Source organism: Streptomyces montanus (assembly GCF_005786655.1).
Classification (GTDB): Bacteria; Actinomycetota; Actinomycetes; order Streptomycetales; family Streptomycetaceae; genus Streptomyces; species Streptomyces sporangiiformans.
In genome coordinates, this window is record NZ_VBZC01000044.1 from 60,122 (window position 1) to 83,267 (window position 23,146).

A 23,146-nucleotide genomic window follows, 5' to 3' on the forward strand; every position below is an offset into this window, starting at 1 on the left:
CGCGCAGTTCCCCGCGCCCCTGAAGGGGCGCGCCCCGCTCGCCCTCAGTTCCTCAGGCCACCATCTGAAGGGGTGCGCCCTACTCGCCCTCAGTTCCCCAGGCGCCCCCATGCTCCGCAGTCGGCCCACGAGCCCGGCCCACGGGCAGCGCAACCCCGGTCAAACCGCCGGAGGCCACCGGTACTCTTGCCCCCATGTACGGCTACGACCAGACCGCGGGGCCAGGCCAGCAGTACGCCCAGCAGCAGCCCCCGCCGCAGCAGCAGATGCCCGGCGGGTACGGCCAGCAGGGCGGCCCGCTGTACCCCGAGCCGTCACCGCCCTCGCTCGCGGACGCGGTGCGCGCGTTCACGACGGGGTCGATCTCCGCCGAGGACTTCCAGCAGGTCTTCGCCACCTCCAAGGTGTACTGCCCGCGCGGCGACAACCCCGGTTTCCTCGCGCTGCACAACACCCAGCAGCCCGTGATCCCGATGTTCACCTCGCTCAAGGAGCTGCGCCGGTACGCCGGCAAGGAGTCGAAGTACTTCGTGATCACCGGCGCCGAGGTGATCGACCTGCTCCCCACCGGCTACGGCTTCGTCCTCGACATGGAGGGTGAACACCGCATGGTCTTCGACGCGAAGGCGGTCGAGCAGATGGTCGACTTCGCGATGCGCCGGATGTATGGCTGACGTGCCTCGCCGTCGAGCGACGCCCGGAGGGAATTCCCTCCGGGCGTTCTCTGTTCCGGGTGGCAGGAAGTTCAATAGTCAACTAAACTCGGAGCACAAGGAGGTACCGACATGCCTGCAGTGACCGTCGAGAACCCGCTGACCCTGCCCCGCGTGGTCGCGTCGACCGAGGCCGTGGCCCGTCCCGTGCTGGCGGTGAGCACCGCGCCGAGCGGCTTCGAGGGCGAGGGATTCCCGGTCCGCCGTGCGTTCGCCGGGATCAACTACCGCCACCTCGACCCGTTCATCATGATGGACCAGATGGGCGAGGTGGAGTACGCGCCGGGCGAGCCCAAGGGCACCCCCTGGCACCCCCACCGTGGCTTCGAGACCGTGACGTACATCATCGACGGGATCTTCGACCACCAGGACTCCAACGGTGGTGGCGGCACCATCACCAACGGCGACACCCAGTGGATGACCGCCGGCTCGGGCCTCCTGCACATCGAGGCCCCGCCGGAGTCGCTCGTCGTGTCGGGCGGTCTCTTCCACGGCCTCCAGCTGTGGGTGAACCTGCCGGCCAAGGACAAGATGATGACGCCGCGCTACCAGGACATCCGCGGCGGCCATGTGCAGCTCCTCACCACCCCCGACGGCGGCGCGCTCCTGCGCGTCATCGCCGGTGAGCTGGACGGCCACCAGGGCCCGGGCATCACACACACGCCGATCACCATGATCCACGCGACCGTGGCGCCCGGTGCCGAGCTCACCCTGCCGTGGCGCGAGGACTTCAACGGTCTCGCGTACGTCCTCGCCGGCCGCGGCAGCGTCGGTGCGGAACGCCGACCCGTCCACACCGGGCAGACGGCCGTCTTCGGTTCGGGCTCCTCGCTGACCGTCCGCGCGGACGAGCAGCAGGACTCCAACACCCCGGACCTGGAAGTCGTCCTCCTGGGCGGGCAGCCGATCCGTGAGCCGATGGCGCACTACGGGCCCTTCGTGATGAACACCCGCGAGGAGCTTCAGCAGGCGTTCGAGGACTTCCAGAAGGGACGGCTGGGGACGATCCCCGCCGTGCACGGGATGACCGAGGGCGGGCTGTAGGCCTTCCGGCAGAAGGCGGAGACGCGGAGGCAGAGGCAGACGCGGGGGGTACCCCGGTTTGCCTCTGCCTCCGGTGCTTGTATCCGCCGGACTCCGCGCGCATCGTGGCCTTCCGCCGTTGGTTACGGAGGTCGGTGACGGAGGTCCGCGTATGCCGCAGGAGAACCCGGAGTTGCACCTTGTGTTCCAGCCCGTCGTCGGGGAGGTGCTGGCCGTCAGGAGCCGCGACTTCGAGACGCTGGAGTCGGCTGTGGCCAGAGTGAGCGAGGCACTCGAGCAGGGGAGCTCCCTGCGCTTCGAGCTGAACGGCCGTGAGGACGCGGCCGGTGGAGTCGTGCTGGTCAACTGTGCCAACGTCGTAGCGGTCAAGGTGCGGCCGGAAGCGGCGCGAGGCGCTGACGACGGTCAGTACCTCTGACCTCCCTGTCCCTCTCTGACACCCCCTGCCCTCCCTGACACCCCGTCACCCGGGCGGGCCTTCCAGCAGGACGGCCCGCCCGGTGCGTGGTCGGGTGGAGGGGTGGTGCAGCCCCTGCTTCCCGAAGCCGCCCGGCTCCTTCCCGAACCCGTTCGCCGGCTGGCCGCCTGGTGTGTCGTCCTGCTGCTGGTCACCGGTGTGGTGGTGGTCGGCATCCGGCTGTGCGCGGAGTTCAGGACGGCCGTGGTGCCCGTGCTGCTCGCGCTGCTGGGGACGGCGCTGCTGGGGCCGCTGTACCGGCGGCTGGTGAAGGCGAAGGTCAACCGGTCGGTCGCGGCCGGGCTGACGTGCACCGCGGTCGTCGGCGTCGTCGGCGGGGCCGCGTACATCGTCGTGGCCGCCCTGATCGACTCCGGCGACGAGATCATCTCCTCGCTCAAGCGGGCCGCCGAGTCAGTGGCCGAGTACTTCGGGGCGGCCGGCACCTCGCTCGACGATCTGGCCTCCAACGCCAAGGAGTTGCTGAGCAAGTTCGGCGGTACGGCGGCCTCCGGCGTGATCAGCGGGATCAGTGTCGTCGGCGAGGCGATCGCCATGGCCGTACTCGCGTTGCTGCTCGTCTTCTTCTTCCTGCGGGACTCGCACCGGGCGACCGGCGTGATGCGCGCGCTCGTGCCCCGGAGATCGGCCGAATCGGTCGAGGTGGTGGCGCGGCGTGCGTACCAGGCCGTCGAGGGCTTCATGCGTGGGACGACCTTCATCGCGTTCATCGACGCGATCTGTATCACCGTGGGGCTGCTGGTCCTGGACGTCCCGGGTGCGGTCGGGCTCGGCGCGCTCGTGTTCGTCGGGGCGTACATCCCCTATCTGGGGGCGGTTCTCTCCGGAGCGGTGGCGATCCTGGTGGCGCTCGCCGACCGGGGCTTCGTGATCGCGTTGTGGGCGCTGGGGGTCGTGCTGGCGGTGCAGGTGCTGGAAGGGCATGTGCTGCAGCCGATGATCCAGAGCCGTATGGTCCGGATGCATCCGGCGGTCGTGATGCTGACGATCACGGCCGGTGCCTCGGTGGCCGGGGTTCTCGGCATGCTGTTCGCGGTGCCGTTGACGGCGGCGGCGTTCGGGGTGGTGGCGGAACTCCGCGATCGTCACGCCCCGCCGAGCCCGCCGGACACCACGGAATCCCCGTCCCCGAAGGAACCCCCGGAGTCTTCCGGGGGCTCATGAAGCTCGAACCAGATGCTCTTCCCCTCCCCTCGCGGATCCACCCCCCAGGCGTCCGCGAGCACCTCCATGAGCACCAACCCACGCCCGGAGGACGCCAGTTCGCCGGGATGTCGCTTGTGGGGCAGGTCGTCGCTGCCGTCGGTGACCTCGACCCGAATCCGACGGGAACCGCGGTCGCCGGTCATCTCGGCGACGAGCAGCGCGTCGGCGTCGGTGTGCACGAGTACGTTCGTGACCATCTCCGACAGCAGGAGCACCGCCGAGTCGACCTGGTCCTCGGAGGGCCAGTCGTGCAGCAGCTCGCGCAGCTGGTGGCGGGCGCCCGCGACCCGCTCCGGCTCGGCCTGAGCGACGGTCAGCACGGTGCGGCGTACCGCAGGCCGGGGCGTCATGGTGTCGTCGCAGCCGCAGCCCTCGCCCTGCCGGCACAGCAGCAGCACCGCTATGTCGTCCTCGCGGCGGTCCGCCAGCGGCCCGGTCGTGTGGTGCGAGGAGGGCCCGTGCACGGCCTGGACCAGCGTGTCGGCGAGTTTCTCCAGGTCGCCTTCGTGCCCCTCCAGGATCTTGCGGATCCGCTGCCATCCGGTGTCGAGGTCGTGTCCGCCGGTCTCGATGAGCCCGTCCGTGCAGATCAGCATGGTCTCGCCGACTTCGAGGGCGAGCCGCGTGGTCGGATAGTCGGCGTCCGGGTCGATGCCCAGCGGCAGCCCGCCCGCGGTGGGCCGGGTCAGCACCGTGCCGTCGGCCATGCGGATCGCCGGGTCGGGATGCCCGGCGCGGGCGATGTCGAGGATGCCGGTCGTCGGGTCGACCTCCACATACAGGCAGGTCGCGAAGCGCAGGTCCGTGATCTCCTCGTCGTATGTGATCCCGTACAGGAACCGTGAGGCGCGCGACAGCACGGCGTCCGGCCGGTGCCCTTCGGAGGCGTACGCCCGCAGCGCTATGCGCAGCTGGCCCATGAGACCGGCGGCGCGTACGTCGTGGCCCTGGACGTCGCCGATGACGAGGGCGAACCGGCCGGTCGGGAGCGGGATCATGTCGTACCAGTCGCCGCCGACCTGGAGGCCGCCGCCGGTGGGCACGTACCGGGCGGCCACGCTCATGCCCGGGATCTGCGGCCCGAGGGTGGGCAGCATCGAGCGCTGGAGGCCGTCGGTCAGCTCGCGTTCGGACTCGGCGACCCCGGCGCGCGAGAGGGCCTGCGCCAGCATGCGCGCCACCGTGGTGAGGACGGAGCGCTCGTCCGGGGTGAAGGAGACGGGGTACGAGAAGGCCGCCATCCACGCGCCTATCGTGTGCCCCGCGACGACGAGTGGCAGGAAGGCCCAGGAGTGCCGTCCGAAACCCTGGGCGAGCGGCCAGGCGGTGGGATAGCGCTTCCGGTAGTCGCTCGGCGAGGAGAGGTAGACGGCACGGCCGGTGCGGACGACCTCCGCGGCCGGGTAGTCCGTGTCCAGGGACATCGCGGAGAACGGTGCCTCGTCGCCGGGCCCGTGCCCGTGGTGTCCGATCAGTGTCAGCCGGTCGCCCTGCACGCCGAAGACGGCCAGGCCGTCCGGCGAGAAACCGGGCATGGACAGGCCGGCCGCGACCCGCAGCACCTCCTCGGTGGACCGTGCCTCGGCCAGAGCGCGCCCTGCGTCCAGCAGGAACGCCTCGCGCGAGCGGCGCCAGTCGCCCGTGACGGGCGTACGGGCGGCGGCGCCCGGCGGCGGCTCCGTGACCTCCTGCAGGGTGCCGACCAGCTCGAAGGTGCCGGTGACCGCGTCGACGATCGGTTTGGAGCGGCTGCGGACGGTACGGATCACCCGCCCCTGCTCGTCCATGATCCGCAGCCGGGCCTCGGCGAGGGTGCCCTCGGCGACGGCGAGCTGCACGATGCCGTCGATCTCGTTCCAGTCGACCGGATGGAAACGGGAGCGTACGCCCGCCTCCGTCAGGGTCACCGGCTCCGCGGGCAGGCCGAGGAGCCGGGCGGCCTCGGCATCGAGACTGACCTTCCCCGCGGCGTCGTCGAAACGCCACATGCCGGTCGCGAGAGCGGCCAGGACATCCCCCACCGAGGGAAGGGGATCTTCGGTGCGCATTGCCCCACTCTATGGAGAGGTCAACGGAGGGTGCCACTGAGACGGGAGGGCGTTACGTGCCTGCGACCATTGAGGCCCGTGTGGGACGGGGCGGGACCCTGTGTGACCGTGCGGAACCGTCGCCGGAACTATTGCGAACAGCGATCTTGGGGCGGCCGGTACGCTTGGGAGAGTTTCACGTGAAACAGACCCCGATCCGCGAAGACTGGATGAACGACGATGCATCGGTACAGGTCCCACACCTGCGGCGAGCTCCGCGCCTCTGACGTCGGCAGCGACGTCCGGCTGAGCGGCTGGCTGCACAATCGCCGAGACCTGGGCGGCATCCTCTTCATCGATCTGCGCGACCACTACGGCATCACGCAGCTCGTCGCCCGTCCCGGCACGGCCGCGTACGAAGCCCTGGACAAGCTCTCCAAGGAGTCGACGGTCCGCGTCGACGGCAAGGTCGTCTCGCGCGGCGCCGAGAACATCAACTCCGAGCTGCCGACCGGCGAGATCGAGGTCGAGGTGAGCGAGGTCGAGCTGCTCGGCGCGGCCGCCCCGCTGCCTTTCACGATCAACACCGAGGACGGTGTGAACGAGGAGCGGCGCCTGGAGTACCGCTTCCTGGACCTGCGCCGCGAGCGCATGCACCGCAACATCATGCTGCGTACGGCGGTGATCTCCTCGATCCGTCACAAGATGGCGGCGATGGGCTTCAACGAGATGGCGACCCCGATCCTGACCGCAACGTCCCCCGAGGGCGCCCGCGACTTCGTGGTCCCCTCCCGCCTGAACCCGGGCAAGTTCTACGCCCTCCCCCAGGCGCCGCAGATGTTCAAGCAGCTGCTGATGGTCTCGGGCTTCGACCGCTACTTCCAGATCGCGCCGTGCTTCCGCGACGAGGACGCGCGCGCGGACCGCTCGCCGGGCGAGTTCTACCAGCTCGACGTCGAGATGAGCTTCGTGGAGCAGGAGGACGTCTTCCGGCCCATCGAGCAGCTCATGACCGAGCTCTTCGAGGAGTTCGGGGGCGGCCGCCATGTGACGTCCCCCTTCCCGCGCATCCCGTTCCGCGAGGCGATGCTGAAGTACGGCTCCGACAAGCCGGACCTGCGGGCCCAGTTGGAGCTCGTCGACATCACCGACATCTTCGAGGACTCGGAGTTCAAGGCCTTCGCGGGCAAGCACGTACGGGCGCTGCCGGTACCGGACGTGTCCTCGCAGCCCCGGAAGTTCTTCGACCAGCTCGGGGACTTCGCGGTCTCGCAGGGCGCCAAGGGCCTGGCGTGGGTGCGAGTGGCCGAGGACGGCTCGCTGACGGGCCCGATCGCGAAGTTCCTCACGGAAGAGAACGTCGCGGAGCTGACCAAGCGCCTGTCCCTGTCGGCCGGCCACGCGGTGTTCTTCGGCGCGGGCGAGTTCGACGAGGTCTCGAAGATCATGGGCGCGGTCCGGGTGGAGGCCGCACGGCGGGCCGGCCACTTCGAGGAGGACGTCTTCCGCTTCTGCTGGATCGTCGACTTCCCGATGTTCGAGAAGGACGAGGAGACGGGGAAGACCGACTTCTCGCACAACCCCTTCTCGATGCCGCAGGGCGGCATGGAGGCCCTGGAGACCCAGGACCCGCTGGACATCCTGGCCTGGCAGTACGACATCGTCTGCAACGGCGTCGAGCTGTCCTCCGGTGCCATCCGGAACCACGAGCCCGACATCATGCTCAAGGCCTTCGGTATCGCGGGCTACGACGAGGAGACGGTCGAGCGCGAGTTCGCGGGCATGCTCCGCGCGCTTCGCTTCGGCGCCCCTCCGCACGGTGGCATCGCGCCGGGAGTCGACCGCATCGTCATGCTGCTCGCGGACGAGCCGAACCTCCGCGAGACGATCGCCTTCCCGCTCAACGGCAACGCCCAGGACCTGATGATGGGTGCACCGACGGAGCTGGACGAGGCCCGTCTGCGCGAGCTGAACATTTCGGTACGGAAGCCGCAGCCGAAGTAGTCGAAGAAGTAGTCGAATCAGCTCCTGATTCACGAGGTGGCTCGGAACCGACGCCGGTTCCGAGCCACTTTTCGTGTGCTCACAGGGATGCATGGAAACCCACAGTCCGTACCCATGTTCCTGACAGGTGCCCTCCCTAGGGTCTCGGCTCATGACTGGGACCGAGACTCAAGGACCGAAGCACAAAAGGAACATGACGCGGCGCAACGTCGTCGTGGCGGGTGGCGCGGCGGTGGCGGCCGTCGGTGTCGGCGGCGGCATCGCGGTGAACGCCTTCGCCGGCGAGACGGGCAAGAGCGGCACCACCGCGGGCTCGTCCACCTCCTCCGGTGCTTCGGAGACGTGCTACAAGCTCACCTCGGAGACGACCGAGGGGCCGTACTACATCGACGCTGACAAGATCCGCCGCGACATCACCGAGGACAGGGAGGGCATCCCGATGACCCTCCGCATCAAGGTGATCGACTCCGAGACCTGCAAGCCGGTCCGTAACGCGGCCGTCGACATCTGGCACTGCGACGCGCTGGGCCTCTACTCCGGCTACGAGGACCTCTCCAGCGGCGGCGGTGGCGGCGCCCCGACCGACGCGCCCTCGGGTACTCCGACCAACGCGCCCTCGGGTACGCCGACGGGCGAGCCCCCGACCGGCGGGCCGGGTGGTGGTGGCGGTGGGCACGAGGAGCCCACCGACGACAAGCGCTACCTGCGCGGCACCTGGAAGACGGACAAGAGCGGCTTCGTCACCTTCAAGACGATCTTCCCGGGCTGGTACCGGGGCCGTTGTGTCCACATCCACACCAAGGTGCACGTCAACGGCAAATGGACCGACGCCGGTTACGAGGGCGGCAACACCTGCCACACCGGCCAGTTCTTCTTCGACGAGGAGTCGGTGCTCGCCTCTGCCGAGGTCGAGCCGTACTCGACGTCGACGACGGAGCGCACGACGCTCACCGAGGACACGATCTACGACCAGAGCGGCACGACCGGCGGCCTGCTCAAGCTCAAGTACCAGAAGAAGAACATCGCCAAGGGCGTCGTCGGCTCCATCACGGTCGGCGTGGACCCCGGGGCGACCCACGAGGGCACCGATGACGCGGTGCAGCCGGGGGCTTCGGCGTCGGCTTCGGCGAGCTGACAGCCGTACGGCCGACCGATTGACGGCGGTCGTACGCGGACGGGCCCGGGAAGGTGGCGACTCCCGGGCCCGTTTGGCGTGTGCGTTCACCCCCGTCCGTTCACATACATGATTACTTGGCCGACCCATTGACCCGGAAGATGTGCCTCCGTAAGGTTCCCCAGGTTCCCGCGTACGTGATTGCTGTTCACGTATGTGCACGACCGAGGGGAGACAACGATGTCAGAAGTCGTGGTGCCCGACGCCGAGCGGCGTGCGGTGAGCAAATTCCTGCGCCGCATGCTCCCGATCCTGGTTCTGATGCTGCTGATCAACCAGATGGACCGGACGAACGTGGGCTTCGTCCAGGACGAACTGCGGGCCGACGTCGGGGTGAGCGCCACCGCCTACGGTCTCGGCGCGGGCCTGTTCTTCATTGGGTACGCCCTGTTCGAGGTGCCGAGCAACATGCTCCTGGAGCGGTTCGGCGCCCGGGTCTGGCTGACCCGGATCATGATCACCTGGGGTCTGGTGATCGTGGCGATGTGCTTCATCCAGAACGTCATGATGTTCTACGTCCTGCGCTTCCTCCTCGGCGTCGCGGAGGCCGGCTTCTTCCCCGGAGTGCTTCTCTACTTCACCCAGTGGCTGCCCGACTCCAGCCGGGGCCGGGCGAGCGCGATCTTCCTCGGCGGCTCGGCGACGGCGTACATCGTGACCGGACCGATCACCGGGGCGCTCCTCGAACTGCACGGCGCGGGCGGATTCGCCGGCTGGCGCTGGATGTTCGCGCTGGAAGGGGCCTTCTCGATCGCCGTCGGTTTCGTCGCCGGCTTCTTCCTCGTCTCCCGCATCGAGGACGCCCGCTGGCTCACACGGGAGGAGAAGGACGCGCTGAGCTCGGCGGTGGCCCGTGACGAGGAGGCCCGCAGCCGGGCCCCCAAGGTGTCGCGGTTCAAGCTGCTGCTGCACCCCCAGGTCGCCCTGCTGACCACCGTCTTCTTCGCGATGGCCCTCACCGGGTACGCGATCACCTTCTGGCTGCCGAGTCTCGTCGAGGAGATCGGCGGGCTGTCGTCGTTCGAGGTGGGACTGCTGTCGGCGATCCCGTGGATCTGCGCGGTGATCGCCATGTACTCGATGAGCCACTTCACGGACCGCGCCCGGGACCGCCGCCCCTATCTCGCGCTCGCCCTGGTCCTGTCCGCCATCGGCACCTTCCTCGCCACCCTGGGATCCCCCTGGTTCGGGCTCGCCGCCATCACGCTCGCCGCGGTCGGCGGGAAGTGCGCGGCCACCCTGTTCTGGCCGATGGCGCAGTCCGGTCTCGACCTCAAGATCGCCGCGCCGGGTCTGGCCGTGGTCAACTCCATCGGAAACCTGGGCGGCTTCGTCTCCCCCACGCTCTTCGGCTACCTCAAGGACACGACCGGCACCACGCACGGCGGCCTGTACACGCTCTCGGCGGCGTCCTTGCTGGCGGTGCTCGGGGTGGCCCTGATCCGAAGGAGCGGGGGCGCCGCGAAGGTGGACCCGGGCGCCGGTTCCGGTTCTGGCTCCGCCGACCCCGCAGTGGAAAAGGGCCAGGTGGCGACCGGCGAGACCCGCTGAGAAGACCCGCTGAGACTCGCTGGGGAAGCCATCAGCTGACACACAGGATCCTCGTCGGATGCGCACAGCGGCAGGGCGTGTGATGGGACGTGCGGGGTAAGGACATCCCGCAGGACCCAGCACAGCAAACGCCGGAGGAGGCCAGGAGGTCATGGGAGTCACCGTGCTGCTCGCCCTGCTGCTGATCGTCGGAGCGGTGGTCGCGGTCGTCGCGCAGAGGCGGTCGTGCCAGGCGCACGCGCATGGCCTGTCCGACCTGGACGCGGAGGCCGACGCCAACCGCTGGGTGGTGCGGCTCGGCGGAAGCCTGTCCGCCCTCGATCTGCGCAGGCGGGCGGCGGCCGACAAGGCCGCGACGCAGGCACTGTCGCAGGCCTCCGAACGCCTGCGCACCGCCAGGGAGCAACTGGCCACCGCCCGCACCGCCGCCGAGTACGCGCTGGTGAAGCGGACCGCCATCGAGGGCCACCACCACGTCCGTACCGCCCGTACCGCCCTCGGCCTGGACCCGGGCCCCTCCCTCCCGGACACGGACCGAGCGCGGGACTCCGGCCGAGCGCGGGACCTGAGGGCTCTCGTCCGGACGCGGTGAGGCGGGGTCTGGCGCTCGGACGGTCGGCCCTGCCTCAGATCACGTTCCACAGGCGTAGGTAGTAGTCGGTCCGATGCGGGGCGGGGGCTGTGCCGTGGGCATCGAGGAAGGCGTCCTTCACCGTCACGGCCGTCAACAAGCTCTACTGACCGTCTGCTGAACAGTGCGGGCGCCGCGGCCGGGCAACCGTGTCGCGGCGCCCCCGCCTGCCACCCAGCGCTTGAGCGCGGCCGGCCAACCCCCGCTCACCTCCCCCAAGTTGGCGGCAACCTTTCCGATCTCCGTGACCACAGATGAGTCGGAAGCCCGGTCCGGACCGGGCTTTCGTGAACCACGTGCACCTTCCGCATCAGGTGCACCCGAACCCGTAAGGACTCATCCGTGGCAACCGTCACCCACCGTCGGTCCCTCCGCCGGCGGCGCACCATCCTGGTCTCCACCGCCGCTGTGGCGGCCGCGGGCCTCGGCGCCGTCCCCTTCGTCATGAACGCGAACGCGGCCGTCGACCTGTCACGTCAGGCCCTGCCCGCCAAGGACGGCTGGGCGGCCTCCGGCTCCGGTACGACGGGCGGCTCGAAGGCGGACTCCGCGCACGTCTACACGGTCAGCACCCGCGCCCAGCTGGCGAAGGCGCTGGGCTCCGGCACCGACTCCACCCCGAAGATCGTCAAGATCAAGGGCACGATCGACGTCAACACCAACGACGCGGGCAAGAAGACGACCTGCGCCGACTACGCCTCCGGCACGGGTTACTCGCTGTCCGCCTACCTCAAGGCGTACGACCCGGCCACCTGGGGCAAGAAGGAGCCCTCGGGCACGCAGGAGAAGGCCCGGGAAGCCGCCGCGAACAAGCAGAAGAAGAACATCGTCTTCAAGGTGCCGTCCAACACCAGCATCGTGGGCGTCCCGGGCACCAAAGCCGGGATCAAGGGCGGCAGTCTGCAGGTGCAGGACGTGAAGAACGTCATCATCCGCAACCTCACCTTCTCCGCCACCGAGGACTGCTTCCCGCAGTGGGACCCGACGGACGGCTCGAAGGGCGAGTGGAACTCGAACTACGACTCCGTCACCCTGCGCGGGGTGACCAACGTCTGGGCCGACCACAACACCTTCACCGACGCGCCGTTCTTCGACAGCGCGGAGAAGTCGTACTTAGGCCGCAAGTACCAGATCCACGACGGCGCCCTCGACATCACCAACGGCTCCGACCTGGTGACCGTCGAGCGCAACCAGTTCACCAACCACGACAAGACGATGCTGATCGGCAGCAGCGACACCGACAGCGTCGGCAAGCTGCGCGTCTCCATCCACCACAACGTGTGGAAGGGCATCACCCAGCGCGCCCCGCTGGCCCGGATCGGCCAGATCCACCTCTACAACAACTACTACGACACGACGACCCTCAACGGGTACGCGCTCAAGTACAGCCTGGACTCGCGCGCCAAGGCCCAGGTGGTCGCCGAGCACAACTCCTGGAAGCTGCCGGCCGGTGCGAAGGTCGCGCAGCTGCTGAGCGGCGACGGCACGGGTTCGGTCGCGGGCGGCGGCAACCTCGTCAACGACAAGGCGACGGACATCGTCGCCGCGTACAACTCCGCGAACTCGAAGAAGCTGAAGACGACGGTGAACTGGAAGCCGACGCTCACCGCCGGCCTCCAGACCTCCGCGAAGAGCCTGGCGACGGAGCTGCCGAACACGACGGGCGCCGGGGTTCTGACTTCGTCCTGATCCCGAACGCCGTGAAGTTCAGGAACTGAGTTCCCCCAGAACTGAGTTCCTGAAGAACTGAGTGGGGCCCGGGACTTCGCGTCCCGGGCCCCACTCGTGTGATCAGATCGCGTGATCGGAGCGTGCGATCAGACCACGTGATCAGACGAGGTCGAACCGGTCGAGGTTCGACACCTTGACCCACGCCGCGACGAAGTCGTTCACGAACTTCTCCTTCGCGTCATCGCTCGCGTAGACCTCCGCGAGCGCGCGCAGCTCGGAGTTCGAGCCGAAGACGAGGTCCGCACGCGTGCCGGTCCACTTGACGTCGCCGGTGGCGTCGTCGCGGCCCTCGAACGTGTTCTGGTCCTCGGACGTCGCCTTCCACGTCGTGCCCAGGTCGAGCAGGTTGACGAAGAAGTCGTTGGTCAGCACCCCGGGGGTCGTGGTGAGGACGCCGAGCTTCGACTGCTGGTAGTTCGCGCCCAGGACGCGGAGGCCACCGACGAGGACGGTCAGCTCGGGGGCGCTCAGCGTCAGCAGGTTCGCCTTGTCGAGCAGCAGGTACTCGGCCGGCAGGCGGTTGCCCTTGCCGAGGTAGTTGCGGAATCCGTCGGCGGTCGGCTCGAGCGCGGCGAACGACTCCACGTCCGTCTGGTCCTGCGCGGCGTCCACACGGCCCGGCGTGAAGGGGACCTCGACGTCGAAGCCGGCGTCCTTCGCGGCCTGCTCGACGGCCGCGGCACCGGCGAGCACGATCACGTCGGCGAGCGAGACCTGCTTGCCGCCGGCCTGCGCGTTGAAGGACTGCTGGATGCCCTCCAGCGTGCGCAGCACCGTCGCCAGCTGGTCGGGCTCGTTGACCTCCCAGCCGCTCTGCGGCTCGAGGCGGATACGGGCACCGTTGGCACCGCCGCGCTTGTCGCTGCCGCGGAAGGACGAGGCCGACGCCCACGCGGTGGACACGAGCTGGGACACGGACAGGTCCGAGGCGAGGATCTGGCTCTTGAGGGAGGCGATGTCCTCGGCGTCGACGAGCTCGTGCGTCACCTCGGGCAGCGGGTCCTGCCACAGCAGCGTCTCGGACGGGACCTCGGATCCGAGGTAGCGCACGACCGGGCCCATGTCGCGGTGGGTCAGCTTGAACCACGCGCGGGCGAAGGCGTCGGCGAACTCGTCGGGGTTCTCGAGGAAGCGACGCGAGATCTGCTCGTAGGCCGGGTCGAACCGGAGCGAGAGGTCGGTCGTGAGCATCATCGGGGGCTTGCTCTTCGACGCGTCGTGGGCGTCGGGGATGGTGCCCGCCCCGGCACCGTCCTTCGCGACCCACTGGTTTGCGCCGGCAGGGCTCTGCGTCAGCTCCCACTCGTAGCCGAACAGGTTCTTGAAGAACTCGTGGCCCCACTGCGTCGGCGTGCTGGTCCAGGTGACCTCGAGGCCACTGGTGATCGCGTCGCCGCCCTTGCCGGTGCCGTACGTGCTCTTCCAGCCGAAGCCCTGCTCCTCGATCGAGGCGGCCTCGGGGTCGGGGCCGACGTGGTCCGCCGGGCCCGCGCCGTGGGTCTTGCCGAAGGTGTGGCCGCCCGCGATCAGGGCGACGGTCTCCTCGTCGTTCATCGCCATCCGGCGGAAGGTCTCACGGATGTCGCGGGCCGCGGCGATCGGGTCCGGGTTGCCGTTCGGGCCTTCCGGGTTGACGTAGATGAGGCCCATCTGCACCGCACCGAGGGGGTTCTCCAGCTCACGGTCGCCGGTGTAGCGCTCGTCGCCGAGCCAGGTGGTCTCGGGGCCCCAGTAGACGTCCTCCTCGGACTCCCAGACGTCCTCACGGCCGCCGGCGAAGCCGAAGGTCTTGAAGCCCATCGACTCCAGGGCGACGTTGCCGGCGAGGATCATGAGGTCGGCCCACGAGAGGCTCTGGCCGTACTTCTTCTTGACCGGCCACAGCAGGCGGCGGGCCTTGTCGAGGTTGCCGTTGTCCGGCCAGCTGTTGAGGGGGGCGAAGCGCTGCTGTCCGGCGCCGGCGCCGCCGCGGCCGTCGCTGATCCGGTAGGTGCCCGCGCTGTGCCACGCCATCCGGATCATGAACGGGCCGTAGTGACCGAAGTCGGCCGGCCACCAGTCCTTGGAGTCCGTCAGCACCTCGGCGATGTCCCGCTTCACTGCCGCAAGGTCGAGGGACTTGAACGCGTCGGCATAGTCGAACTCCTCGCCGAGGGGGTTCGCCACGGCGGGGTTCTTGGCGAGGATCTTCAGGTTGAGCCGCTCCGGCCACCACTGGCGGTTTCCGCCGCCCTGGGTCGGGTGGGGGGCGCGCCCGTGTGCGACCGGGCAGCCACCTCCGGCTTCCGTCTTCGCGTCTGTGACGATTGCTTCATGGTTCTCAGACATGGGAACCCTTCCGGACTAGGTGGATCACGGTGCTCAGGAAATACGGGCGGTGGAACGACCGGGGCCGTCCTGGACGGCGCGGGACCCGGTGGATGACCTCGGCCTCGTCGGTCGAGAAGCTTTCGGCGTCGGACGCGGTCAGGCCCGTGGCCTCGCCGGCCAGGGCCTCGCGCACGGCGTGAACGGGGAGGTGGCCTTGCGATCGCGTATCCCCCGGAGGCGATTGCCTCGACGGCGTCACGTCTCTGTCTCCTGCCGTGCTTGTGTCTTCCTGCTCCCTTGGCTATTGCCGGAACCGATCCTACAATGGACAGAGTCCAAGTCAAGAAGGGCGCCAAACCCATATCCAATCGGAACCCGGACGTCCACTGATAAACTTCGGGTATCCACCGAACCTGAATAGGTGAACCGACATGAGTGACCTGCTGGAGCGACTGCGAGGGCGTGGCTGGCGAATGACCTCCCAGCGGCGCGTCGTTGCGGAGGTCCTCGACGGCGACCACGTACATCTCACGGCCGACGACGTGCACGCCCGTGCGGCACAGCGGCTGCCCGAGATCTCCCGGGCGACCGTCTACAACACCCTGGGTGAGCTGGTCTCCCTCGGCGAGGTCATAGAGGTCTCCACCGACGGCCGCGCCAAGCGCTACGACCCCAACGCGCACCACCCGCACCAGCACCTGGTGTGCTCCAACTGCGGCACCGTCCGCGATGTCCACCCGGCCGGCAACCCGCTGGCCGACCTCCCGGCGGAGGAACGGTTCGGCTTCACCGTGTCCGAGGTCACGGTCACCTACCGCGGGCTGTGCCCGTCCTGCGCGTAGCACCCCTACAGGCAAGGCCTCAGTGCCCCAGCCCGGCGCCTCCGTCGACCGGGATCACGGCACCGCGCACATAACCGGCGCCGACCAGGAACGCCACCGCGTCGGCGACCTCCTCGGGCCGGGCCGGGCGGCCGGCCGGGGTCTGCCGCAGGAGGTCCCGGCGCTGCTCCGCTGTCAGCCCGCGGCTCATGTCCGTCTCCGTCAGGCCGGGCGCGACCACATTGCAGGTGATGTCCCGAGGGCCGAGCTCGCGGGTCAGTGACCGTGCGAAACCGACCAGACCCGCCTTGGCCGCCGCGTAGTTGGTCTGCCCGGGGGCACCGTGCAGCGCCGACGTGGAGGAGATGAGCACGATCCGGCCGTGGCCTTCCCGGAGCATCCCGCGCACCGCGCGCTGCGCGACCCGGAAGGCCCCGGTGAGGTTGGTGTCGATCACGGAGGTGAAGTCCGCCTCGCTCATCCGCACCAGCAGACGGTCGTGGACGGTGCCCGCGTTGGCGATCAGGACGGTGACCGGGCCGTGGGCCGACTCGGCCTCCTTGAAGGCCTGGTCCACCTGCTGGCTGTCGGTCACATCGCACCGTACGGCGAGAAAGCCCTCGGAGCCGGGCGGCTCCTCACCTCGATAGGTCACCGCGACCCGGTCCCCCGCCGCCGCGAAGCGGCGGGCAATGGCCAGCCCGATCCCCCTGTTCCCTCCGGTCACGAACACCGAACGGGCCGTCGCCTGCGCCATCGTGCCTGCCCCCTCCTGTTCCTCTGCTCTTCCATGTCCTACGTGTCGCACGCCTTACCTGTCTCACGTCTTCCGCGAGCTACGCGGTTTCCACGTGGCCGTCCCGCGCCTCTCGACGTTCGTCCGGCCCTTCCGGTTCTCCCTGCCCTTCCCGGGAGTGCTCCGGTCGTGTTCCCCGTGCACGCAGGCCCACCGCACACACGGCGAACCCGGCCAAGGCCAGTACGGCGGTCCAGAGCGTGGCCGCGTACATGGCGTCGAGGAAGGCGCGGTCGGCCGTGGCGGCCAGTTCCGGCAGGCGTAGCGAACCGGCCAGCGCGCGTGCCGCCTCCGCCGAGGTCCTGGCCTGTTCCTCGGCGCCGGGCGGCAGATCCCGCGAACCGCCGGGCAGCGCGGCGTCCGCCATCCGCTCCCGGTACACCCCGGAGAGGATCGAGCCGATCACCGCCACCCCGAGCGTCCCGCCCACCTGCCGGGTGACACTGTTGACGGCCGATCCGGCGCCCGCGAGATGCTGCGGCACCCCGCTCATCATCACGGCCGTGACCGGTGTGCCGACCAGGCCCATGCCGAAGCCCTGGATCCACAGCAGTGCGGCGATGACCACGATGCTTGTCGCGTCGTCGAACCACAGATAGCCGACGTATGTGGCCGCGGTGGCCAGAATTCCGGCCGCGACCGTCCACCGGGCCGACAGAAGCCGGCTCATCGCCGGAGAAGCCTGACTGCCCAGGACGATGCCGACCGCGGCGGCGATCATCACTGTTCCGGCGTCGGCGGGGGACAGCCCACGGGGTCCCTGGAGATAGAAGGCCGCGTAGAACAGGTGCCCGGCCAGTGCCATGAACGAGAGCAGCAGCACCACACTCCCGGCCGTGAACCCGGGCTGCCGGAAGAGCCGCAGGTCCAGGCTGGGGGCGGGCGACCTGCGCTGACCGGCCACGAAGGCGGCGAGCAGTGCGCCGCCCAGCAGGAGCGGGAGCAGGACGTGCGGCCCGTACCAGGCCCGTCCGCTGCCGAGCTCGATGATCCCGTAGACCATGCCGCCCAGCCCGAGCACCGACAGGGCCAGCCCCGGCAGGTCGAGCTTCCGCCCGCGCGCACCGTCCAGTCCGGGTACGACGGCCGCCACCCCGGCCAGGCACAGGGCGACGATCGGCACATTGACCAGGAACACCGAACCCCACCAGAAGTGGCTGAGCAGCGCCCCGCCCACGACCGGGCCGACGGCCACGCCCAGACCGCTGGACGAGCTCCAGATCGCGATCGCCCGGGTGCGCTTCTCCTCCGGGGTGCTCCGCACGATGACGGACAGCGTCGCGGGCATCAGCAGCGCACTGCCCGCGCCCATGAAGGCGCGCGCCACGATCAGCCAGGCCGGGTTCGGGGCGAACGCGCCGAGGCCGGACGCGGCACCGAACAGCGCCAGACCGGCGAGCAGGGTGGTACGGGGGCCGAAACGGTCGGCCAGCGCGCCACCCGCGAAGAGGGCGCCGGCGAAGACCAGGGTGTAGGCGCCGGCCACCCACTCCAGTTCGGCGGGGCTCGCGCCCAGGCCCCGGGACGGGTCGGCCAGGGTGGTGACGGCGACATTGAGGATCGAGGTGTCCAGCCAGATCAGCATCTGGGCGCAGACCACGACCAGGATGACGGCCCACGGCCGGGCCGGGGCGGCTCCCGCTGCTGCCCCGCTCACCTTCGTGCCCTGCGTGCCGGGCCCTGTCATTCCTCGCCCAGCCCGTCGCGCCAGCTCGGCCGCAGCGGCTTCCAGCCCAGTGCCGTACGGGCCCGGTCGTTGGCCGCGCCGTGCGCCGCGGTGAGCTGATGGGCCATGAACCACCCGAGCAGCCGGGGCGCGAGCGCCGCCGGAATCGTTCGAGGGGACGGTCCGGCCAGCGTACGGGCGTAGTGCGGCAGCCACTGCGCGGCCGGGGCCGGGTCGTCGTCCGTCACGTGGAACGCTCCGGTGACGTCGGACTCGACGGCCGCCACCGCGGCCCCCACGGCATCCTCCACATGCAGGAACGACGTGATCCCGGACGCGCCCTCGGGGAGCGGGAGCCGTCCGGCCAGCACCGCCTGTGTGGTCCCGCCGTTACGGGCGTACGCCGTCCGGGGGCCGTACAGCGTGCCGTACCGCAGCACCACGCCCGCGAGATCCTCGCTGCCCAGGACCAGCCGCTCCAGCTCGGCGACGGCCCGTACGGTGGCCGCCCAGCCGGGGTCCGGGGCGTCCACGTACAGCGGCGCGTCCTCGTCGACGACCGGATTCCCGGCCGGGGCGGCGGCGAAGGCGATGCTCTGCACGACCAGCCGCCGTGCCCCGGCCGCACGGGCCGCCGCGACCAGGTTGGCCGTGCCCTCGGTGCGCAGGCGCGCGGTCAGCGCGAAGGCCCCCGCGGGGTCGTCGCGCAGCAGCCGCAACGCCGACATCTGATGGACGACCACCTCGGGCCGGGCGGCCGACACTGCCGACAGCAGGGCCTGACGGTCGAGGGCGTCGGCGACCACGACGTCGTCCGCCTCCGGCGCACGGGCCCGGGACCCCTGACGTACCAGGGCGCTCACCTGGTGGCCCCGCGCCCGCAGCGCGCCCACCAGCGGATGTCCGACCACTCCGGTGGCTCCGGCGACAAGTACGCGCACGGCTCAGCCCTCCGCGCCAGGATCGACGGGATCAATGGGAGCGGTGGGAGTGCCGACCCGCATCAGCAGGCGGCAGGCCTTGTCGCCGTCCCGCAGACAGCTGGTGGCCCGGTTCTCCGACAGGGTCACGCCGAGCCCCTCGGACCAGCCCGCGTGGACGTCGGTGCACGGGCACTGGTAGCCCTCCAGCGAACCGGCCATCCGCACCATGGTGATGGCGAAGTTCCGCCGCAGCGTGAGCACGATCAGGTCGTCTTCTTCCACCTCGGTGGAGGCGTTGCGCAGTTCTCGCGGGAACATCCGTTCGCCGCACTCGTCGTAGCGGCGGCGCAGCTCCTCCAGGTCCTTGCCGGCGTCACCGGTGTCGGGGAGCGGGCCGAAGCGGCGGGCTACGCGCTGCCCGACCTGGAGAGCGACCTTGCGCATCGCCTCGGCGTTGATCTCGTTCGCGACCTGCTGCCCGAACCGGGCGGCCACACCCTGGTACCAGTTGGCGTCGTGCTGCCACCACAGCCGGTACGCCTCCACCGTCTGGGCGCGGTGGTTCACTTCGTCGGCACCCGTTCCCGTTCCCGTTCCTGTGCCCGTGCCCGTACTCATGCCTGCTCCTTGGCCGCGAACCGCTCGCGCATCACTCGTTTGAGAACCTTGCCGGTGGCGCCCTTGGCCACGTCGTCGGGCTTCATCCGCAGGGCCCGGGCCACCGGGGGGAATCCGGCACCCGCCAGGGCGGCGTTGACGCGTCGGGTCCATGCCTCATCGCCGTCACCGTCGACGTCGCCGCTCTCCTCGTCGGCAAGCTGCAACAGCGCGTACGCCTCGGCTTCCCCGTCGCCGTCCCAGTCCGCCCGTACGCCCTCCGCGGCGACCCCCACGAGGGTGCAGTCGGCCAGTTCGGGCAGCTCCCGCAGCAGCAGTTCTTCGGTACGGGTGCTGAACAGGATCCCGTCGCGGGTCCGGATGGCGTCCGGCGCGCGGTCGAGGTGGTAGAAGTTGCCCTGCTCGTCCTGGTGGGCGAGGTCCCCGGTGAGCCAGTAGCCGCCCAGCCGCAGACGGTGGAAGGTCAGCGAGTCGTTCCAGTACCCGGGGGTGAGCGTCGGCGACTTCAGCCCCAGGCGGCCGATCTCGCCGGGCGGCAGCGGGATGCCGTCCTCGGAGAGCACGGCGGCCTCGGCGAAGCTGATCGGCTTGCCGATGCAGCGCGAGTAGGCCGAGGTGTCCTTGGTGTGCCGGTTGTGGAAGACCGAGTAGCCGGCTTCCGAGGAGCCGAGTCCGTCCACGAAGACCGAGCCCTCGACCCGTCTGCGGCGCAGGCCCCTGCCGTCCCTGCTGTCCCTGCCGTCCCTGGCTATCTCCTCGTGACCGCCGTGCCGCACCAGGGCCCGGATGTGCGCCTCGTGGGCCGCGTCCCCGGTGTTGAACCACACCTGCACGCTGGACAGGTCACGGGCCGCCAGGTCCTCCGCCGCCATCTCGCCGAAGGTGGCGGCGAAGGCCAGCACGGTGGTGGGCCGGTACTCCTCGATGGCGTCCAGCACATCGGTGCCGCGCCGGCTGGAGAGCAGCTTGATGTCGGCGCGCAGCAGCAGGCAGTACAGGAGTGTCGCCACGGCCGCGTTGTGCGCGCCCGGCAGGCCCACCAGCGTGCGCTCCATGTCGGCGCCGGTGGAGTAGCGGAGCCGGTGCACCTGCGCGTACATCAGCGTCCGGTGGGTGTGCGGCACGCCCTTGGGCATGCCGGTGGTGCCGGAGGAGTGGGAGATGATCACCGGGTCGGTCGGGTCGTGCCGGTACGGGTAGGCCTTCGGCAGCAGCTCGCGGTGCTCCGGCCGGATCTCGGCCGCGGTCACACAGAAGCCGAGCCCCGACTCGTCCCCGGACAGCACCTCGTGGTGCTCCCGGTCCGTGAAGGCGCCCACCGCACCCTGTCTGCGTACGTACTCCCGGGCGATCTCCGGGGACAGGTTGCCGTTGACGAACGACGGAATGGCACCGAGGGCCGTGAGCGCCAGGAAGTTCACCGCGAATTCGGCGCTGGAGTGGCTGTGCACCGCGACCGGGTCGCGGGGCCCCACACCCTGGGCGGCGTACCAGCCCGCGTACGTCTCGACCACCTCGTGCAGCTGACCCAGTGTCAGCGTCTCGGGGCGGCTGCCGTCGGGTGCCTGCCAGCTGCCGTCCGTCCGCAGCACGGGCTCGTCGAGCGGGCGGCCGTACTCCTTCAGGCGGTGCAGGACGTTGCCGGCGCCGAGTTCGGTGTCGGAGCAGATCCGCGCCCGCTCCTGCCTACTGATGAGCATGGGTCTCCGTCTCGTTCCTTCCGGCGTGCGCGTCCGTCGGCGCCCGCAGGGGAGCTTGAGCTTCGGTGTCAGTGCTGAGGACGAACGCGGCGGGGCCGCGCCGCGCGTCCGGCTCGGTCACCAGGAGGTGGCTGCCACCGTCCTGAAGCAGCCGCCGGTGGGCGGCGGCCAGGTCGAACAGGCCCTGGATGCTTCCCGGATGCGACCGGGCGGCCACCGGCGCTTCGGGCGACTGGCCGGACTCCGGCGCTTCGGCCGACCGGACGGACACCGGCGTCTCCGTGCCGGGACGGCCGAGCAGTACCGCCGCCGCCAGGCCCGAGGCCGGCGGGAGGGGTGGGGCGGGGCGGTCGCTGTCGGCGGCCAGTTCCCGGTGCGCGGCGGCCACCCTCTCGCCGCCGCCCAGTTCCACGCCCAGCACCAGGACCCGGTCCAGCTCCGGGTCCTCGAGGAGCAGATCCGCCATGGCCAGCAGTTCGGTCACCGGGTCGTCGAGGGTGGAGAGGCTGAACATCTGCCCGGTGATGGAGAACTCCCGGCTCACATAGCCCAGTACGGAGTTGGCGGTGGCCTGCATGAACAGCAGCGGGTTGTGGACCCGCCCGGAGACCACGCGCGTGCTGGCCAGATCCGCGGTGGTGGTGTCCCCCATCAGGCTGGCCAGCGCCACGGCGGTACGAGAGCCGTCCCCGGGCCGTTCGGTCAGGCACTGCCTGCTGACCTCGTACGCCAGCGGGCTGAAGGCCGACTCCACGAAGCCGGGCAGCCTCGGCAGCGGGATGTCGTCGTCCCGGCCGGTGCCGTGGGTCGCCGTGGCGATCGCGAGGATGCCGAGGGGCGAGCGGAGCACCGGCTTCTCGGTCTTCTCCGACTTCTCCGACTTCTCGGTGGTCACGGCCGCTCCAGGACGAGTGCGGTGTTGGCGCCCCCGAAGGCGGCGTTGATGGTGAGGGCCCGGCGCAGATCGGCCTCACGGGGCTGGTTGGGCACGTAGTCCAGGTCGCACTCCGGGTCCGGCCGGCCGAATCCGGCCGTCGGCGGCAGTACACCGTCCATCAGGGCCAGCATCGTGATCACGAACTCCACCACGCCCGCCGCCTCCAGGAGGTGGCCGGTGGTGCTCTTGGTGGAGCTGACCGGTATCGACGCGGCCCGCTCCGGGAACGCGGCCCGCAGCCCGCGGGTCTCGGCCCCGTCGTTGTACTTGGTGCCGGTCCCGTGGGCGTTGACATAGCCCAGCGCCGCCCCGTCCGGGTCCCCGGCGAGCCGCATCGCCTGCCGCGCCGCGCGTGCCAGCCCGACGCCCTCCGGGTGCGGCTGGGCTATGTGGTAGGCGTCGGTGGCCGCGCCCCAGCCCACCACGGTCACCAGCGGCCGGGCACCGCGGCGCCTGGCGTGCTCGGCGGACTCCAGCACGACCGCCGCGACCCCGTCGCCGAGCAGCAGTCCGCTGCGGTCGGCGCTGAACGGGCGCACCATGCCGTCGCGCGACAGCGCCCGGCCGGAGTCGAACTTGCCGAACGTCTCCTCCTCCACCAGGTACCCGCCCGCGCAGACCGCCGCGTCGATCCTGCCGGAGGAGATCAGCCGGCAGGCGTGGATGATCGCGGCGGCGGAGGCGACACAGGCGTTGGTGAAGGTGAGCCGCGGCCCGGTCAGCCCGAGCCGCCCGGCCAGCACCTCGGTGAGCCGCGCGGGCACGGCGTCGGCGGTCCGCGCGGGCACGGCGTCCGCGGGCCGCTCCGCCGCCGCC

At 70.2% G+C, this 23,146-nt stretch carries 20 protein-coding genes; 10 read left to right on the top strand and 10 right to left on the bottom strand.

Going from position 1 to position 23,146, the window contains the following annotated elements; all coding sequences use genetic code 11:
* Window positions 1-194 precede the first annotated feature (194 nt).
* The 4 genes from FE633_RS32320 (at window position 195) to FE633_RS32335 (ending at window position 3,399) form a co-directional block, all read left to right on the top strand.
* Complete coding sequence (locus FE633_RS32320; protein ID WP_119105970.1) at window positions 195-674, top strand: SseB family protein; 480 nt, start codon at window positions 195-197, stop codon at window positions 672-674.
* A 111-nt stretch (window positions 675-785) separates the two neighbouring features.
* On the top strand, window positions 786-1,757 hold the full coding sequence (locus FE633_RS32325; protein WP_138048732.1) for a pirin family protein: 972 nt from the start codon (window positions 786-788) through the stop codon (window positions 1,755-1,757).
* 151 nt (window positions 1,758-1,908) lie between these two features.
* Window positions 1,909-2,175: a hypothetical protein gene (locus FE633_RS32330; protein ID WP_138048733.1), complete on the top strand. Its 267-nt coding sequence runs from the start codon at window positions 1,909-1,911 to the stop codon at window positions 2,173-2,175.
* Window positions 2,176-2,280: 105 nt separating this feature from the next.
* Window positions 2,281-3,399: an AI-2E family transporter gene (locus FE633_RS32335; RefSeq protein WP_246113933.1), complete on the top strand. Its 1,119-nt coding sequence runs from the start codon at window positions 2,281-2,283 to the stop codon at window positions 3,397-3,399.
* Here the strand turns inward: FE633_RS32335 and FE633_RS32340 are convergent.
* A complete protein-coding gene (locus tag FE633_RS32340; protein WP_138048734.1) occupies window positions 3,321-5,489 on the bottom strand; it encodes a SpoIIE family protein phosphatase in 2,169 nt (722 codons plus the stop codon). The genes FE633_RS32335 and FE633_RS32340 overlap by 79 nt on opposite strands.
* Window positions 5,490-5,708: 219 nt before the next feature.
* Between FE633_RS32340 and aspS the strand changes: the two genes are divergently transcribed.
* From aspS to FE633_RS32365, 5 genes are all read left to right on the top strand, one after another.
* Window positions 5,709-7,472: an aspartate--tRNA ligase gene (gene aspS, locus FE633_RS32345; protein ID WP_138048735.1), complete on the top strand. Its 1,764-nt coding sequence runs from the start codon at window positions 5,709-5,711 to the stop codon at window positions 7,470-7,472.
* A gap of 151 nt (window positions 7,473-7,623) precedes the next feature.
* Complete coding sequence (locus FE633_RS32350) at window positions 7,624-8,607, top strand: intradiol ring-cleavage dioxygenase (RefSeq protein ID WP_138048736.1); 984 nt, start codon at window positions 7,624-7,626, stop codon at window positions 8,605-8,607.
* A 219-nt stretch (window positions 8,608-8,826) separates the two neighbouring features.
* Window positions 8,827-10,197 (top strand): MFS transporter, encoded by a 1,371-nt coding sequence (locus FE633_RS32355; RefSeq protein ID WP_246113934.1) that lies wholly within the window; start codon window positions 8,827-8,829, stop codon window positions 10,195-10,197.
* A gap of 151 nt (window positions 10,198-10,348) precedes the next feature.
* On the top strand, window positions 10,349-10,789 hold the full coding sequence (locus tag FE633_RS32360; RefSeq protein WP_138048737.1) for a hypothetical protein: 441 nt from the start codon (window positions 10,349-10,351) through the stop codon (window positions 10,787-10,789).
* Window positions 10,790-11,170: 381 nt separating this feature from the next.
* A complete protein-coding gene (locus FE633_RS32365) occupies window positions 11,171-12,517 on the top strand; it encodes a pectate lyase family protein (RefSeq protein ID WP_138048738.1) in 1,347 nt (448 codons plus the stop codon).
* Between the two features lie 141 nt (window positions 12,518-12,658).
* On the opposite strand, the gene katG is transcribed toward FE633_RS32365, so the two are convergent.
* Entirely contained in the window at window positions 12,659-14,887 is a 2,229-nt protein-coding gene (katG, locus tag FE633_RS32370; RefSeq protein WP_138048739.1) for a catalase/peroxidase HPI, read from the bottom strand.
* Complete coding sequence (locus FE633_RS32375) at window positions 14,880-15,062, bottom strand: hypothetical protein (RefSeq protein ID WP_138048740.1); 183 nt, start codon at window positions 15,060-15,062, stop codon at window positions 14,880-14,882. The genes katG and FE633_RS32375 overlap by 8 nt, the downstream gene beginning before the upstream one ends.
* Before the next feature lie 238 nt (window positions 15,063-15,300).
* On the opposite strand from FE633_RS32375, the gene FE633_RS32380 reads away from it, so the two are divergent.
* Complete coding sequence (locus FE633_RS32380) at window positions 15,301-15,711, top strand: Fur family transcriptional regulator (RefSeq protein WP_138048741.1); 411 nt, start codon at window positions 15,301-15,303, stop codon at window positions 15,709-15,711.
* A 19-nt stretch (window positions 15,712-15,730) separates the two neighbouring features.
* Here the strand turns inward: FE633_RS32380 and fabG are convergent, their stop codons facing one another.
* The 7 genes from fabG to FE633_RS32415 all read right to left on the bottom strand — a co-directional run.
* Window positions 15,731-16,447 carry a 3-oxoacyl-ACP reductase FabG gene (fabG, locus tag FE633_RS32385; RefSeq protein ID WP_138048742.1) on the bottom strand — a complete coding sequence of 239 codons (717 nt, stop codon included), beginning with the start codon at window positions 16,445-16,447 and terminating at the stop codon, window positions 15,731-15,733.
* Between the two features lie 79 nt (window positions 16,448-16,526).
* Complete coding sequence (locus FE633_RS32390; RefSeq protein ID WP_246113935.1) at window positions 16,527-18,143, bottom strand: MFS transporter; 1,617 nt, start codon at window positions 18,141-18,143, stop codon at window positions 16,527-16,529.
* Window positions 18,144-18,169: 26 nt separating this feature from the next.
* A complete protein-coding gene (locus tag FE633_RS32395) occupies window positions 18,170-19,093 on the bottom strand; it encodes an NAD-dependent epimerase/dehydratase family protein (protein ID WP_138048744.1) in 924 nt (307 codons plus the stop codon).
* 3 nt (window positions 19,094-19,096) lie between these two features.
* Window positions 19,097-19,693, bottom strand: coding sequence for a hypothetical protein (locus tag FE633_RS32400; RefSeq protein ID WP_138048745.1), 597 nt, complete (start codon window positions 19,691-19,693; stop codon window positions 19,097-19,099).
* Window positions 19,690-21,393, bottom strand: a complete 1,704-nt coding sequence (locus FE633_RS32405) for a class I adenylate-forming enzyme family protein (protein WP_138048746.1) — start codon at window positions 21,391-21,393, stop codon at window positions 19,690-19,692. The genes FE633_RS32400 and FE633_RS32405 overlap by 4 nt, the downstream gene beginning before the upstream one ends.
* Window positions 21,380-22,288: a hypothetical protein gene (locus FE633_RS32410; protein ID WP_246113936.1), complete on the bottom strand. Its 909-nt coding sequence runs from the start codon at window positions 22,286-22,288 to the stop codon at window positions 21,380-21,382. The genes FE633_RS32405 and FE633_RS32410 overlap by 14 nt, the downstream gene beginning before the upstream one ends.
* The coding region (locus tag FE633_RS32415) for a beta-ketoacyl-[acyl-carrier-protein] synthase family protein (protein ID WP_138048747.1) at window positions 22,285-23,146 on the bottom strand (862 nt) is incomplete at its 5' end. The genes FE633_RS32415 and FE633_RS32410, both read right to left, overlap by 4 nt.